Annotated in this window: 14 protein-coding genes; all 14 read left to right on the plus strand. The window is 60.6% G+C overall.

Annotation, left to right across the window (positions count from 1 at the left end; genetic code table 11):
- Nucleotides 1–3: 3 nt before the first annotated feature.
- The 14 genes from GOW31_RS10125 (at nucleotide 4) to GOW31_RS10190 (ending at nucleotide 13,969) form a co-directional block, all read left to right on the plus strand.
- Complete coding sequence (locus GOW31_RS10125) at nucleotides 4–993, plus strand: AsnC family transcriptional regulator (RefSeq protein WP_171169773.1); 990 nt, start codon at nucleotides 4–6, stop codon at nucleotides 991–993.
- On the plus strand, nucleotides 990–1,439 hold the full coding sequence (locus GOW31_RS10130) for an Lrp/AsnC family transcriptional regulator (RefSeq protein ID WP_171169774.1): 450 nt from the start codon (nucleotides 990–992) through the stop codon (nucleotides 1,437–1,439). The genes GOW31_RS10125 and GOW31_RS10130 overlap by 4 nt, the downstream gene beginning before the upstream one ends.
- Nucleotides 1,436–1,918, plus strand: coding sequence for an AsnC family transcriptional regulator (locus GOW31_RS10135; protein ID WP_171169775.1), 483 nt, complete (start codon nucleotides 1,436–1,438; stop codon nucleotides 1,916–1,918). The genes GOW31_RS10130 and GOW31_RS10135 overlap by 4 nt, the downstream gene beginning before the upstream one ends.
- 3 nt (nucleotides 1,919–1,921) lie before the next feature.
- A complete protein-coding gene (nirJ, locus tag GOW31_RS10140; RefSeq protein ID WP_171169776.1) occupies nucleotides 1,922–3,136 on the plus strand; it encodes a heme d1 biosynthesis radical SAM protein NirJ in 1,215 nt (404 codons plus the stop codon).
- A 76-nt stretch (nucleotides 3,137–3,212) separates the two neighbouring features.
- Nucleotides 3,213–4,736, plus strand: a complete 1,524-nt coding sequence (locus GOW31_RS10145) for a nitrite reductase (RefSeq protein ID WP_171169777.1) — start codon at nucleotides 3,213–3,215, stop codon at nucleotides 4,734–4,736.
- A complete protein-coding gene (locus tag GOW31_RS10150; protein WP_171169778.1) occupies nucleotides 4,693–4,956 on the plus strand; it encodes a hypothetical protein in 264 nt (87 codons plus the stop codon). Before GOW31_RS10145 ends, GOW31_RS10150 begins: the two co-directional genes overlap by 44 nt.
- Before the next feature lie 89 nt (nucleotides 4,957–5,045).
- Complete coding sequence (locus tag GOW31_RS10155; protein WP_217356658.1) at nucleotides 5,046–5,510, plus strand: DUF2946 family protein; 465 nt, start codon at nucleotides 5,046–5,048, stop codon at nucleotides 5,508–5,510.
- A 44-nt stretch (nucleotides 5,511–5,554) separates the two neighbouring features.
- Nucleotides 5,555–7,678 carry a NosR/NirI family protein gene (locus GOW31_RS10160; RefSeq protein WP_217356662.1) on the plus strand — a complete coding sequence of 708 codons (2,124 nt, stop codon included), beginning with the start codon at nucleotides 5,555–5,557 and terminating at the stop codon, nucleotides 7,676–7,678.
- 14 nt (nucleotides 7,679–7,692) lie between these two features.
- Nucleotides 7,693–9,600 (plus strand): TAT-dependent nitrous-oxide reductase, encoded by a 1,908-nt coding sequence (gene nosZ, locus GOW31_RS10165; RefSeq protein WP_152460377.1) that lies wholly within the window; start codon nucleotides 7,693–7,695, stop codon nucleotides 9,598–9,600.
- A 3-nt stretch (nucleotides 9,601–9,603) separates the two neighbouring features.
- Nucleotides 9,604–10,860: a nitrous oxide reductase family maturation protein NosD gene (locus GOW31_RS10170; RefSeq protein WP_171169781.1), complete on the plus strand. Its 1,257-nt coding sequence runs from the start codon at nucleotides 9,604–9,606 to the stop codon at nucleotides 10,858–10,860.
- A complete protein-coding gene (locus tag GOW31_RS10175; RefSeq protein ID WP_171169783.1) occupies nucleotides 10,850–11,743 on the plus strand; it encodes an ABC transporter ATP-binding protein in 894 nt (297 codons plus the stop codon). The genes GOW31_RS10170 and GOW31_RS10175 overlap by 11 nt, the downstream gene beginning before the upstream one ends.
- Nucleotides 11,740–12,561, plus strand: a complete 822-nt coding sequence (locus tag GOW31_RS10180) for an ABC transporter permease (protein ID WP_171169784.1) — start codon at nucleotides 11,740–11,742, stop codon at nucleotides 12,559–12,561. Before GOW31_RS10175 ends, GOW31_RS10180 begins: the two co-directional genes overlap by 4 nt.
- Nucleotides 12,558–13,073 (plus strand): nitrous oxide reductase accessory protein NosL, encoded by a 516-nt coding sequence (locus GOW31_RS10185; protein ID WP_171119369.1) that lies wholly within the window; start codon nucleotides 12,558–12,560, stop codon nucleotides 13,071–13,073. Before GOW31_RS10180 ends, GOW31_RS10185 begins: the two co-directional genes overlap by 4 nt.
- Entirely contained in the window at nucleotides 13,070–13,969 is a 900-nt protein-coding gene (locus GOW31_RS10190) for an FAD:protein FMN transferase (protein ID WP_171169785.1), read from the plus strand. The genes GOW31_RS10185 and GOW31_RS10190 overlap by 4 nt, the downstream gene beginning before the upstream one ends.
- The last annotated feature ends 134 nt before the right edge of the window (nucleotides 13,970–14,103 follow it).

Here is a 14,103-nt window from a genome sequence, read left to right on the forward strand (position 1 = left end):
CCGATGCGACATATCACGGACCCGATCGACCGCCGCCTGCTGGACGAATTTCAGCGCGACTTCCCGATCACCGAGAGACCGTTCCAGATGTTGGGTAACGCACTCGGGCTGGACGAAGCCGAAGTCATTCATCGCTTGTCCCGAATGCGCGCCACAGGCCGTATTACAAGGGTTGGCGCCACCATCACGCCCGGCGCGGTGACGGCCAGCACCCTGGCTGCCGTGGCGGCTCCGGAAGATCGGTTGGAGGAGGTCGCCGCCCTGATCGATGCCGAGCCCGGGGTGAACCACAATTATCAACGCGAAGACGCTTGGAACCTGTGGTTTGTCGCGACCGGACCGGACCGCGCGCATGTCAACGATACCCTGGCGCGGATCAGTCGATCCACCGGATTGCAGGTGCTGGACCTGCGGCTGGTGCGCCCTTTCAACGTGGATCTTGGTTTTCGCATGACAGGCGGAGCCAAAAACGTACCCACGGCACGAAAGGTCGATGCATCCGTCATGCGCAAGGGCGATCGTTGCCTGCTACAGTCTCTGAGTTCCGGGCTATTTTTGGTCTCAGAACCCTACGCCGCTCTGGCTCGTTCGCTGAAACGGGATGTGACAGACGTGATGGAGCGGGTCGAAGCCCTGCATGCCGCCGGAATAATCTCGCGGCTCGGCGTCATTGTGCGTCACCGGGCGCTTGGCTGGTCGGCCAATGCGATGGTGGTCTGGGACCTGCCGGCAGAACAGATTGAAACCGCGGGTCCGGCTTTGGCCGCCTTCCCGGGGGTGACCCTGTGCTATGAGCGTAATCCGGTTCCCGATGTCTGGCCATATCGCCTGTATTCCATGATCCACGCCCGCACACGCAATGAGGCTTTGGATGTTCTGGCCGGTGCGATTGCATTGCCCGAATTGGCCGGAGCACGGAACAAGGTCCTGTTCTCAACCCGCTGTTTCAAACAGACCGGCGCGCTGATTCAAGCAAAGGAGGTCGCCGCATGACGCTGGACCAAACGGATCGCGCGATCCTGAATCGTATGCAAGAGGATCTGCCGCTTACTTCACACCCTTACGCAACCGTCGCCGCAGAGCTTGGCCTGTCCGAGGCGGAATTGCTGTCGCGTCTGAGCCGCATGAAAGATGACCGCGTCATCACGCGCTTCGGTCCGTTTTTCGACGCCGCGGCCATGGGTGGGGCTTTCTGCCTTTGCGCAATGGCCGTTCCAGACGAAGAATTCGAAAGCGTCCTGACCAAAGTCAATGCATATCCCGAGATCGCACATAACTATGAACGCACGCACCGGCTGAACATGTGGTTCGTGCTGGCCACCGAAACACCCGAGGGGATCGAGGCCACCGCCGATGCCATCGAACGGGAAACGGGAGTCAATGTTCTCCGTTTCCCCAAACTTCAGGAATTTTTCATCGGCTTCCGGGTGGCGGCATGATCGACGCAACAGACAGACAGATTATCGAGTCGCTCCAAGGGGGACTGCCCCTGGTGGCCGCGCCCTATGCGCAGGTCGCTGCCGATCTGGGCCTGACCGAGGCCACCCTGCTGGACCGGCTGGCCGCGCTGAAGGCGCGCGGGGTGATCCGACGGATCGCAGCAGCCCCCAACCATTACAAGCTGGGCATGACATCGAACGGCATGACCGTCTGGGACGTGCAGGATGACCTGATCACCGAACTGGGTGCTCATATCGGGGCACTGCCTTTCGTCACCCATTGCTATGAACGGCCCCGCGCCCTGCCAGACTGGCCCTACAACCTGTTCGCCATGGTTCATGGCAGCTCGCCCGACGAGGTCGAGGACAAACGCGGCCAGATCGCCGCGATTCTGGGATCGGCCTGCCGCGGCAGCGACATCCTCTATTCCACGCGCATCCTGAAAAAGACCGGGCTGCGCCTGAAACAGAAAGGCTGAAACATGTTCCGCCTGACCGAATACATGCATCAGCTGGTCAAGCCGACACCGGTGCGCAAACGGCGCCCCGGCCCGGTAAAGCCGGTTGTGATCTGGAATCTGACGCGGCGCTGCAACCTGAAGTGCCGCCATTGCTACACCGTCTCGGCGGATGTGGCGTTCCCGGGTGAGCTCAGCCACGAGCAAGCCATGGTAACCCTTGAGGATCTGGGCCAGTTTCGCGTCCCGGCCCTGATCCTCTCGGGTGGGGAACCACTGGACCGGTTCGATTTCTTCGACATCGCAAAACGGGCCCGTGATCTGGTGCCAATGCTGGCCTTGTCGACCAACGGCACCCGGATTTACGACGAAACCGCCGATATGATTGCGGATGTGGGCTTCAACTACGTCGGCATCTCGCTGGACGGGATCGGAGCGACGAATGACTGGTTCCGTGGCGTCGAAGGGGCTTTCGCAGACGCCTTGCGCGGCGTGCGAGAATGCAAAAAGCGCGGCATCAAGGTTGGCCTGCGGTTCTGCCTGACCGAAGGCACGCAACATCACTTGCCTGACTTGCTGAGCCTTTGTGATGATGAAGGTGTCGACAAGTTCTACCTGTCGCATCTTGTCTATGCGGGGCGCGGCGACAAGAACCGGGGCGAAGATGCCGCGCATCAGCGCACGCGCAAAGGCCTGGATCTGTTGCTGGAACGCGCCTGGGAAGCCGCATCGGGCGGTCGTCCGCTGGATATCGTGACGGGGAGCAATGACGCTGATGCCGGGTATTTCCTGAACTGGATTCGCACGCATTTCGACGCCGAAAAAGCGGCACATGTGCGCGCGCACCTGGCCGCGTGGGGCGGGAACTCAAGTGGTTTGGGCGTCGCTAATATCGACAACCTTGGCCGGGTCCATCCAGACACTTACTGGTCCGATTACACGGTGGGCAACGTAAAGACCAAATCGTTTTCCGAACTCTGGACCAGCGATGATCCGATGCTTGCCATGCTCCGCACCCGCCCACGCCCGCTGAAGGGGCGCTGCGGAGCCTGCGAACTCAAGGACGTGTGCGGCGGCAATACCCGCATCCGCGCCTTGCAATTGACCGGTGATCCATGGGCCGAGGATCCGGCCTGCTACCTGTCCAACCAGGAAATCGGTGTGGATGAAGCAGGGGAACGCCTTCAGGTCACACCGTTTCGGGGGAAAAGCCATGATCCGGCGCATCAGTTCTTTTGACACCGTAAGTGCGAGGCTTTCAACCGCTGCGCCTGTGGCGCGTGCGGGAACCTCCGGCGGGAGTATTTTTGAAAAGATGAAGATTGGGGCATTATGCTCGATCCTTGGCGCGGGTGTCGCCTGGGCGGATGCGCAATCGGATTACGCTGAGCATTGCGCCTCATGCCACGGCGAAAACCGTCTGGGCGGGGTTGGCCCCGCGCTGATCCCGGAAACGCTCAAACGCATGCGCGGACCGCGGGTAGCTGCCGTGATTGCAGAAGGACGCCCGGCGACACAAATGCCGGCCTTCTCGCACGAGCTGGATGCTCTGCGAATCGAAGAGCTGGCGGGCTGGTTGAAATCGCCTTTGGAATCCGACCCCGAATGGGGCGAGGCCGAGATATTGGCCAGCCGGACGCTGGACGAGGAATATGTGCCGGTGGATGCGCCCGTCTGGGACAGCGACCCGATGAACATCACGCTGGTGGTGGAAACCGGAGATCACCATGTCAGCGTTCTGGATGGCGACACGTTCGAGGTTCTGGACCGGTTCGAAACCCCCTTCGCCGTGCATGGCGGTCCAAAATTCAGCCCGGATGGGCGGTATGTCTTCATCATGTCGCGCGACGGGTGGGTCCAGAAGTACGACATTTGGGCGCTGAAACAGGTGGGCCGTGTGCGTGCCGGCTTGAACAGCCGCAACATCGCCATGTCGGGCGATGGCAAATGGGTGGCCGTGGCGAATTACCTGCCCAACAGCCTGACGGTGTTGTCCACCGAAGACCTTTCCGTCGCAAAGGTCATCGAGGTCAAAAGCAAGACGGGCCTGCCCAGCCGCGTTTCGGCTGTCTACCAGGCCCCCCCGCGGGAAAGCTTTGTTTTGGCACTGAAGGATGTACCCGAAATTTGGGAAGTGTTCTACGGCGCCAATCCCCCGCAATCCGGGCTTGGTCATGATTTCCGCATCGAAGGTCAGTTCAAGAACCCTGATCCTTTCCCTGTGCGCAAGATCACCACGGCTGACTATCTGGACGACTTCTTTTTCGACCAGAGTTATGAATATGTCATGGGGGCGTCCCGCGATGGCAAGGGCGGGCAAGTGATTGATCTGGTGATCGGGCACAAGGTGGCCGATCTGGATTTGCCCGGAATGCCGCATCTGGGCTCGGGGATCACATGGAAACACGGCGATACGACCGTGATGGCCACGCCGCACCTGACAGACGGCGCCGTGTCGGTGATCGACATGGAAAGCTGGGAAACCGTCAAACGGATCAAGACCGAAGGGCCCGGGTTCTTCATGCGCAGCCATGAGAATTCGCCTTATGTCTGGGCGGACGTTTTCTTTGGCCCCAACAAGGACGCGATGCACGTCATCGACAAGCAAAGCCTTGAAATCGTGAAAACACTGCGCCCTGCGCCGGGCAAGACCGTGGCCCATGTCGAGTTCACAAGAGATGGCAGCCACGCGCTGGTTTCGATCTGGGAAGATGACGGCGCGGTGATCGTCTATGACGCGCAGACGCTGGAAGAAATCCGCCGCCTGCCGATGCGCAAACCTTCGGGGAAATACAATGTCTGGAACAAGATCACCTTCTCGGAAGGAACCAGCCACTGAGGGGAAATGGCCGGTTTGGAAACTGGCCATTCTGCTGTATCCGGCCACGGCGTTGACCGTTGCCATCAACCTGTTTTTGCTCGGGCTTATCCTGCACAGCGTCGGGTTCGGCGCAATTGAACCGGTGCCGGCGATCCTCTGGTCGATTCCGCTGGGCATTCCTGCGGCATGGCTGGCCGGTCGGTGGCTGCGCGGATTGATGGACGAGGCCGACGGGTAGGTGCAAATTTTCAGACACCTGACCTAAGTCAAGTCTTCGCCTGGAAGAATCCCCTAAGTTTTTGAAAAGAACGCCGAGCTGGATTCTCAATGCCTACCGTCCGCCCCCCGCATAGCCTGTTTGATCGCGTGTCCCGCGCGGTGTGCGGTTTGGTGGGTATTTTCCTGTTGCTTTTGCAGATGCTTGGCCCGGTGCTGGCGAGTCCCGGGGACAGCAAGTGGATCGAGATCTGCTCGGAGGCAGGGGCGGTCTGGGTTGAAGTGGACCTTGAGGAAGGCACTGATGACCCGACCGCGCCTTGCCCGAAATGCGCCGATTGCGCGCTGTGCGCGGTGACAACGGCAGCCCCGCTGCCGGATCTGCCGCTGCTGATGCAGTCCGAAAATGTACGGATAGTACCCGCTGCAATCGGGGATCTGTGCATTTTGTACAACTCAAGGCGACTGTGGCCCGAAACCCGAGGGCCCCCGTTCGCGACCCAAGAAGAATCTGAACGCGTCCTGCGCGCGTCCATGGCGTCCACCCTAGCAATCGGAGGTGCGCCGTGGTCGTAAGTCGCGCAATCCATTTCCTGCTGGCTTTCGCTCTGTCCTGCCTGATGGCGATCAGTGCCCATGCCGACAGCCTGGCCAGTTTCCTGCCCGACATCGACCCTGCCGATCTGGCCCCCGGCGCCGATGCCTTTGGCCCGGTGCGCGATGACGTGAAGGTCGCCCCCGTCCTGAAGGGCGGCGAGACCGTTGCCTGGGCATTCCTGACCTCGGATTTTGTTGGCACGACGGGTTATTCCGGCAAACCGATCCACGTCGTTGCCGCCATCGACAACGATGCCGTGTTGACCGGAGTGCAACTGGTCAAGCACTCGGAACCCATCGTGCTGATCGGCATCCCCAATTCCCGCATGGTTGAATTGACCGAAGGCTATGCGGGCCTTGACCTGAAGGTTGAAGCCGAAACCGGGGGTGAGGGGCACGACCTCGACATCATCTCGGGCGCGACGGTCACGATCATGGTGATCGACGACAGCCTTGTGCGTGGCGGTATCAAGGTGGCGCGCGCATTGGGTCTGGGCGGCCTGTCACCGTTGCAGGCCGACGGGCCAAGGCGCGAAGTCGATATGGCGCAGAATGCGGTCTATGACTGGTCGACCCTTTCGGGTGACGGCTCGATCCGGCGGCTGACGCTGGATGTCGGGCAGGTCAATGCCGCCTTCGAGGCCACCGGAGACCAGCGCGCGATCAAGCGCCCGGAACCGGGCGAACCGGATGACACTTTCATCGACATGCATATGGCGCTTGTCTCGGTTCCGTCGATCGGCAAGTCACTGCTGGGCGACGCCGAGTACCAGAACCTCGTGAACTGGTTGGACGAGGGCGAACAGGCCATTCTGGCGCTGGGGCGCGGTGCCTACAGCTTCAAGGGGTCAGGCTATGTGCGCGGAGGGATTTTCGATCGGATCCAGTTGATCCAGGGCGACAACTCGGTCCGTTTTTTCGACAAACAGCAAGTACGCCTTGGCAAGGTTGCAGCCCCGGATGCACCCAGTTTCACGGAGCTGGACATCTTCAAGATCCCCGCCGATGCCGAGTTCGACCCGACCGAGCCGTTCCGCCTGCAACTGCTGGTACAGCGTGCCGTGGGTGCTGTTGAGAAAACCTTTCTGACATTCGATCTGGGCTACAAACTGCCCGACCGTTACCTGCTGCCCGTCGCAGCCCCAAAGATTGTCGACGATGCGACCGGCGAAGCCGCCGCCAAGGCTGCCCTGTGGCAGCGCATCTGGAAGGATCGCACCGTCGAAATCGCCGTTCTTGGCGTCATGCTGCTGGTCCTGACCGCGACGTTCTTCTTCCAGTTCCACGCGACGATGAATGCGCGGGTCTTCTACTGGTTCCGCATCGGCTACCTGACAATGACCCTGTTTTTCATCGGCTGGTACGCCAACGCGCAGCTGAGCGTGGTGAACCTGATGGCACTGGCGGGCAGCCTGCGCACAGGATTCTCGTGGGATGCGTTCCTGCTGGACCCGCTGGTGTTCATCCAATGGTTCGCCGTCGCCGCCGCACTGTTGTTCTGGGGGCGTGGCGCCTATTGCGGCTGGTTGTGCCCGTTTGGCGCGTTGCAGGAGCTGACCAACAAGATCGCCCGCGCGCTGAAAGTACCGCAATGGACACTGCCCTGGGGACTGAACGAGCGCCTGTGGCCTGCAAAATACATGATCTTCCTCGGTCTCTTCGGTCTCAGCTTTGTCTCGATCCCGTTGGCCGAGAAATACGCCGAGGTCGAGCCGTTCAAAACGGCGATCATTCTGAAATTCATGCGCGACTGGCCCTTTGTGGTCTTTGCGCTGGCCCTGCTGGGAATCGGGCTGTTCATCGAACGGTTCTACTGCCGCTATCTCTGCCCGCTGGGTGGAGCACTGGCGATCCCTGCCCGTATCCGCATGTTCGACTGGCTGCGCCGCTACAAGGATTGCGGCACCCCCTGTCAGACCTGCGCCAACGAATGCCCCGTTCAGGCGATCCACCCCACCGGTGAGATCAATCCGAACGAGTGCGTCACCTGCCTGCATTGTCAGGTGCTCTACCAGTCCGAGGACAAATGTCCCGTCGTTATCCGCCAACTGAAACGGCGGGCCAAGACAGGATCGGTCCAGATGAAGACCCCGCTCGGACAACCACCGGCGAACCATCCGAACGCCAAACCGCAATCCGTTTCCTAAAAGGAGGAACGAACATGTCGGAACATGACAACAAACTAACCGTCACACGCCGTGGGATGCTGGGTGCAACAGCAACCGGTGCCGTGCTGGCCGGGACCGGTCTGGGCTCGACCCTGATGACCGCGAAACAGGCGAGCGCCGCGGCCAATGCCAATCTCGAACCGGGCGAACTGGACGAGTATTACGGTTTCTGGTCCTCGGGTCAGACCGGCGAGCTTCGCATCCTGGGCTTTCCGTCCATGCGCGAGCTGATGCGGGTGCCGGTGTTCAATCGCTGCTCGGCCACGGGCTGGGGTCAGACCAACGAGTCACTGAAGATCATGACCGAAGGGTTGCTGCCTGAAACCAAGGAGTTTCTCGCCAAGCGCGGCATGAAGACCTATGACAATGGCGACCTTCACCACCCGCACATGTCGTTCACCGACGGCACCTATGACGGCCGTTATCTGTTCATGAACGACAAGGCCAACACCCGCGTCGCGCGTGTGCGCTGTGACGTGATGAAATGCGACAAGATCACCGAGATCCCGAACGCCAAGGCGATCCACGGTCTGCGTCCGCAGAAATTCCCGCGCACCGGCTATGTCTTTGCCAATGGTGAAGATGAAACACCGCTGGTCAACGATGGCAGCGTGCTGGACGATCCGTCGCAATACGTGAACATCTTCACCGCGCTGGACGGCGACACCATGGAAGTGGCATGGCAGGTGATCGTGTCGGGCAACCTCGACAACACCGATTGCGACTATCAGGGCAAATACGCCTTCTCGACCTCGTACAACTCAGAAATGGGCATGAACCTGGCCGAGATGACCGAGAACGAGCTGGACCACGTCGTCGTCTTCAACATCGCCGAGATCGAAAAAGGCATCGAAGCCGGCGATTATCAGGAGTTGAAAGGCGTCAAGGTTCTGGACGGGCGCAAGGGTCAGAACAAGAAATACACCCGTTACATTCCGATCCCGAACTCTCCGCACGGCATCAACACCGCGCCAGACGGCAAGCACGTCTGCATCAACGGCAAGCTGTCGCCGACCGTCTCGATCATGGACGTCACCAAGCTGGACGCCCTGTTCGAAAGCGACGCCGACCCGCGGTCCTGCATCGTAGGTGAACCGCAGTTGGGTCTTGGCCCGCTTCACACCGCCTATGATGGTCAGGGCAACGCCTTCACCACGCTGTTCCTGGACAGCCAGATCGTGAAGTGGAACATCGACAAGGCCATCCGCGCCTACAATGGCGAGGACGTGGACCCGATCATCTCGAAGGTCGACGTGCATTATCAGCCGGGTCACAACTCCACCTCCATGGGGGAAACCAAGGAAGCCGACGGCAAGTGGCTGATTTCGATGAACAAGTTCTCGAAAGACCGGTTCCTGAACGTTGGTCCTCTGAAACCTGAGAACGAACAGCTGATCGACATTTCGTCGGATGAGATGAAAGTGGTGCATGACGGCCCGACCTTTGCCGAGCCGCACGACTCGATCATCGTTCGCAGCGACATCGTGAACCCGGTCAACGTCTGGGATCGCAACGATGTTACCTGGGAAGACGCCCGCAAACAGGCCGAAGCCGATGGCATCGATCTGGAAGAAGGTGCGGAAGAACCGATCCGGGACGGCAACAAGGTGCGGGTCTACATGACTTCGCAGGCGCCGACCTTCAGCCTTGAGAAGTTCACCGTCAAACAGGGCGACGAGGTCACGGTTTACATCACCAATCTCGATGACGTGGACGACGTGACCCACGGCTTCTGCCTGGGCAACTACGGCATCGCGATGGAAGTCGCACCGATGGCAACCGCTTCGGTCACCTTCACCGCCGACCGTCCGGGCGTGCACTGGTTCTATTGCCAATGGTTCTGCCATGCGCTGCACATGGAAATGCGCGGCCGGATGCTGGTCGAACCGCAAGGAGCCTGACCCATGCGCTGGCCCCTGCTCATACCGCTCCTGCTCGGCTCGCCCCTTTGGGCGGCGGATTGGGATGTGCCCAACCGGGCGGGGGCCATCAATGAAATACTGGCTCAGGCGGCGGACGGAGACACCCTCCGCCTGAGCCCCGGTGTTTATGCCGAACATCTGGTTCTGGACCGGCCCGTCACCATCGACGGGTTGGGACAGGCCACCATTGACGGGCAAGGCACCGGCAGCGTCATCACCGTAACCGGCCCGGGCGTGACCGTGCGCGGCCTGACAGTGATCGGCTCGGGTTCAAGCCATGACGGGATCGACAGTGGCATCCAGCTGACCAAGACGGCCCGCGCGCCGGTGGTCGAAGACAATGTGCTGCTGGGCAATCTTTACGGCATCGACATTCATGGTGCCAAGGACAGCATCGTGCGTGGCAACCGGATCGAAGGACGTCAGGACCAGCGGATGAATGACCGTGGCAATGGCGTTTATGTCTGGAATGCACCCGGTGCGCGGGTTGAGGACAATGATATCCGCTATGGGCGCGACGGAATCTTTGTGAACTCGTCCAAGAAGAATACCTTTACCGGCAACCTGTTCCGCGATCTGCGCTTTGCCGTGCATTACATGTATGCCGATAATTCGGTGGTCAGCGACAATGTCTCGATCGGCAACGATCTGGGCTATGCGGTGATGTTCACGACCAATGTGAAGGTCGCAGACAACGTCTCGATCGGTGACCGTGAACATGGCGTGATGCTGAACTATGCCAACAAGAGTCAGATCACCGGTAACGTGGTGATCGGTGCCAAGGAAAAGTGCACCTTCCTTTATAACTCCAACAAGAACGAATTCACCGACAACTGGTTCCAGGGATGCGGCATCGGCATCCACTTCACCGCCGGCAGCGAACGCAACCGCATCGTTGGCAATTCCTTCATCGGGAACCGGACACAGGTGAAATACGTCTCGACCAAATGGGTCGAGTGGTCCGAAGACGGGCGCGGCAACTACTGGTCCGATTTTGCCGCCTATGATGTGGATGGCAACGGCATTGCCGATGCCCCCTATCGCCCCAATGACTCGATGGACCATGTGCTGTGGACCCAACCCGCAGCCAAACTGCTACTCGGCTCTCCTGCCGTGCAGCTGGTGCGCTGGTCGCAATCCGCCTTTCCGGCACTGTTGCCCGGTGGCGTGATGGACAGCAATCCATTGATGCAACCCCTTGAACCCCCAGCTATGGAAAAGGTGCCTCATGACGGATAAGGCCCTGATTATTGACCATGTCAGCAAGGACCGGGGCAAGACCCGCGTTCTTGATGATATCACCCTGTCACTTGCCCCCGGTCAGCGCGTTGCGCTGCTGGGCCATAACGGCGCTGGCAAGTCGACCCTGATCAAATCCATCCTTGGCCTGACGCCGATCCAAGGCGGAGCCATCCGGATCGGAGACGCCACCCCCGGCAGCGCCAAGGCGCGGCGGGAAACGGCCTATCTGCCCGAGGCGGTATCCTTCCACCCGGCCCTGACCGGGCGCGAGCAACTGACCCTGTTTGCAAAATTGTCCGGCACCAGGGCGGATGTGGCCGGTCTGCTGGAGCGCGTAGGTCTGAGCGATGCCCTGGACCGCCGGATCGGCACCTATTCCAAAGGCATGCGGCAACGTCTGGGCCTGGCACAGGTTCTGCTGGGTCAGCCTAAAGTGGCTTTGCTGGATGAACCCACCAGTGGGTTGGACCCGATCTCGCGTCAGGATCTCTATGCCATCATCGACGAGCTGGCCGCGCAGGGCACCGCCGTGCTGATCGCCAGCCACGCGCTGACCGAGGTCGAGGCCCGCACCGACCGCATCGCAATCATGCGCAAAGGCCGGATGGTCGCCGATGACACGCTCAACAACCTGTCGGCCCTTGCAGGCCTGCCGATCCGTCTGAAAGTACGTGCAAGCGCCAACGCCGACGTGCTGGCCGCCGAACTGGGCGGCAACAGGATCAACGGCGCTTCGGTCGAGCTGCTGTGTTCCCCCGCCGACAAGATGGAGGCCCTGCGCCGGATCGCCGGATTGGGCGATGCCGTGGCGGATGTGGAAATGACCCCGCCCAAGCTGGAAGACCTCTATCGACATTATGCACAGGAGGAGAGGCCATGACCCGCTTCCTCGCCATCACCCGTACCGAAATGCTGATCCTTCGCCGCAATCGCTGGCTGCTGGTGGCGACGCTGATCATGGTGCTGTTCGCGCTGGCCCTGACCTTTGCAGGCAGCGCACCAACCGGCACACTGGGTGTCGATATGCTGACCATTTCAGTTGCCTCGATGACCACTCTGTCGGTCTATCTCGCACCGCTATTGGCGCTGATGATTTCGTTCGACGCCATCGCCGGCGACGTGGACCGGGGCAGCCTGTCACTGCTGCTGTCCTACCCCGCCGGGCGCGGAGAAATCCTGTTGGGCAAGTTCACCGCCCATCTTGCAGCGCTGGCCTTTGCCATGACGGTCGGTTTCGGTACCGCCGGCGCGGTGGCGGCCTTCTTTGGCGGTGCCGGGCCGGAAAGCCTGATGGCGTTGGTCCGTCTCATCCTCACATCCATCCTTCTGGGCGCCGTGTTTCTGGCGCTGGGATACCTGCTGTCAGCCCTGGCAAAGGGGGCCACGGCGGCGGCAGGTCTGTCGGCCGGGCTCTGGCTGGTTTTTGTCGTCCTCTATGATCTGGGCCTGTTGGGGGCCGTCGTCATGGACAAGGGCGGCACCTTTACCCAATCCGTCTTTCCATGGGTGATGGTGGCCAACCCGGCCGACGCATTCCGTCTGTGGAACATCGCCGCAACGGAAGGCGTGGCCATGGCATCCGGCATGACCGGGGCGGCACAGGCCTTGCCCATCTGGGCCGCGCCTGCATCGCTGCTGATCTGGCCGGTGATCGGCTTTGCCCTGGCGCGGCTGGCATTCCGGAGGGTCGAGCCATGAAACCCCTCGTCCTGATTGCCTTGATCGCGTTGGCGGCCTGCAAGGAAGACCTGGCCGAGGCCCCCGATCCGGTGGATCTGACCCCGGACGCGCTGAGCTATTTCTGCCAGATGAACATCGCCGAACATGGCGGCCCCAAGGGGCAGATCCATCTGGAAGGATATCCCGCACCGTTGTTTTTTGCGCAGGTGCGCGACATGGTGGCATACCTCAAAAGCCCTGAACGTGATGCCGACATCACAGCCGTCTATGTCAGCGACATGGGTATTGCGCCAAGTTGGCGGCAGCCGGGTATCTCGAACTGGATCGCCGCGGATGGCGCGACCTTTGTTGTCGGCGCCAATGTGGCAGGTGGCATGGGCGCCCGCGAAGTGGTGCCTTTTGCCGATCCTGCCGATGCTCAGGCATTCATTGAGATCTACGGCGGAACGGCACTGGGCCTGCCGGACATTCCGGACACCGAAGTGCTTGGCCCTGTCGATCTTGAACTGTCGTTGGAGACCCCCGTATGACCGCCTTGTCGCGCCGCCGATTTCTGATCATCTCAGCCGCTTGTGCTGCGGCCACACCACTTGCGGCCTCGGACGCGCGCTGGCACGGGACCGCGCTGGGTGCCGCCGCCAGCCTGCGCCTTGTGGGCCTGACGGACGCCGAAGCTGCACCCATCATGGCCGCCATGGAGACCGAGATTGCCCGGCTGGAAAACATCTTCAGCCTGTATCGTCCGCAATCGCAGCTCAGCCGGTTGAATCGCGATGGTGTGCTGACGGCGCCCGCTCCTGAATTGTTGAAGGTGCTAAGCCTCAGCTCAGCGCTGCATCAGGCATCGGGTGGCGCATTTGATCCGAGCATTCAACCCGTGTGGACGGCTTTGGCTGCGGGCACGCGCCCGGATGATCTGGTTGAAGTTCAGCAGGCGATAGGCTGGGAAAAGGTAATTTATGACGCCTCGGCCATTCGCCTTCCGGTGCCCGGAAAATCGGCGCTGACGTTGAACGGTATAGCGCAGGGCGCGATCACCGACCGGATCGCCGACCTGCTGCGTGCTCATGGTCTGCGTGATGTTCTGGTCAATATGGGAGAGGTTGCCGCCCTGGGTGCGCGTGGTGACGGTGCGCCATGGAAAGTGGGATTGGCGGCGCCGGACCAAACGGTTCTGAAGCGGATTGAATTGAACGATCGGGCAGTGGCGACATCTTCAACGCTGGCGACTCAGATCAGCCAGGGAGTCGGACACATCATTACCTTGGATGGGCCTTCAAGCCGCGACAGGACCGTTTCGGTTTCTGCCCCGAAAGCGGCCATTGCGGATGGGTTGTCCACTGCACTTTGCGCGGCATCCGCCGGCAGAGCCAAAGAGATCCTGGAGTTCTTCCCCGACGCCCGTATCGAATTGAACGTTTTATGAAGAATTACAAATCTCAGACCGAACAAAAAAAATAAAAAAAAGTATGATATAGGTCAATTCGTGCGCTGCTTAAGGCAGCTAGGAAGTAAGGACGCGAACCTATCAATCCAATTTCGAGTCGCCAGCTATGAGCC

It is taken from the genome of Ruegeria sp. HKCCA0370 (assembly GCF_013033705.1).
Lineage (GTDB): Bacteria > Pseudomonadota > Alphaproteobacteria > Rhodobacterales > Rhodobacteraceae > Ruegeria.

What these genes read in the sequence shown, in the direction of transcription:
- GOW31_RS10125 (WP_171169773.1), top strand. Translation starts at nt 4, where the DNA reads ATGCGACATATCACGGACCCGATCGACCGCCGCCTGCTGGACGAATTT.
- GOW31_RS10130 (WP_171169774.1), top strand. Translation starts at nt 990, where the DNA reads ATGACGCTGGACCAAACGGATCGCGCGATCCTGAATCGTATGCAAGAG.
- GOW31_RS10135 (WP_171169775.1), top strand. Translation starts at nt 1,436, where the DNA reads ATGATCGACGCAACAGACAGACAGATTATCGAGTCGCTCCAAGGGGGA.
- nirJ (WP_171169776.1), top strand. Translation starts at nt 1,922, where the DNA reads ATGTTCCGCCTGACCGAATACATGCATCAGCTGGTCAAGCCGACACCG.
- GOW31_RS10145 (WP_171169777.1), top strand. Translation starts at nt 3,213, where the DNA reads ATGAAGATTGGGGCATTATGCTCGATCCTTGGCGCGGGTGTCGCCTGG.
- GOW31_RS10150 (WP_171169778.1), top strand. Translation starts at nt 4,693, where the DNA reads ATGTCTGGAACAAGATCACCTTCTCGGAAGGAACCAGCCACTGAGGGG.
- GOW31_RS10155 (WP_217356658.1), top strand. Translation starts at nt 5,046, where the DNA reads ATGCCTACCGTCCGCCCCCCGCATAGCCTGTTTGATCGCGTGTCCCGC.
- GOW31_RS10160 (WP_217356662.1), top strand. Translation starts at nt 5,555, where the DNA reads ATGGCGATCAGTGCCCATGCCGACAGCCTGGCCAGTTTCCTGCCCGAC.
- nosZ (WP_152460377.1), top strand. Translation starts at nt 7,693, where the DNA reads ATGTCGGAACATGACAACAAACTAACCGTCACACGCCGTGGGATGCTG.
- GOW31_RS10170 (WP_171169781.1), top strand. Translation starts at nt 9,604, where the DNA reads ATGCGCTGGCCCCTGCTCATACCGCTCCTGCTCGGCTCGCCCCTTTGG.
- GOW31_RS10175 (WP_171169783.1), top strand. Translation starts at nt 10,850, where the DNA reads ATGACGGATAAGGCCCTGATTATTGACCATGTCAGCAAGGACCGGGGC.
- GOW31_RS10180 (WP_171169784.1), top strand. Translation starts at nt 11,740, where the DNA reads ATGACCCGCTTCCTCGCCATCACCCGTACCGAAATGCTGATCCTTCGC.
- GOW31_RS10185 (WP_171119369.1), top strand. Translation starts at nt 12,558, where the DNA reads ATGAAACCCCTCGTCCTGATTGCCTTGATCGCGTTGGCGGCCTGCAAG.
- GOW31_RS10190 (WP_171169785.1), top strand. Translation starts at nt 13,070, where the DNA reads ATGACCGCCTTGTCGCGCCGCCGATTTCTGATCATCTCAGCCGCTTGT.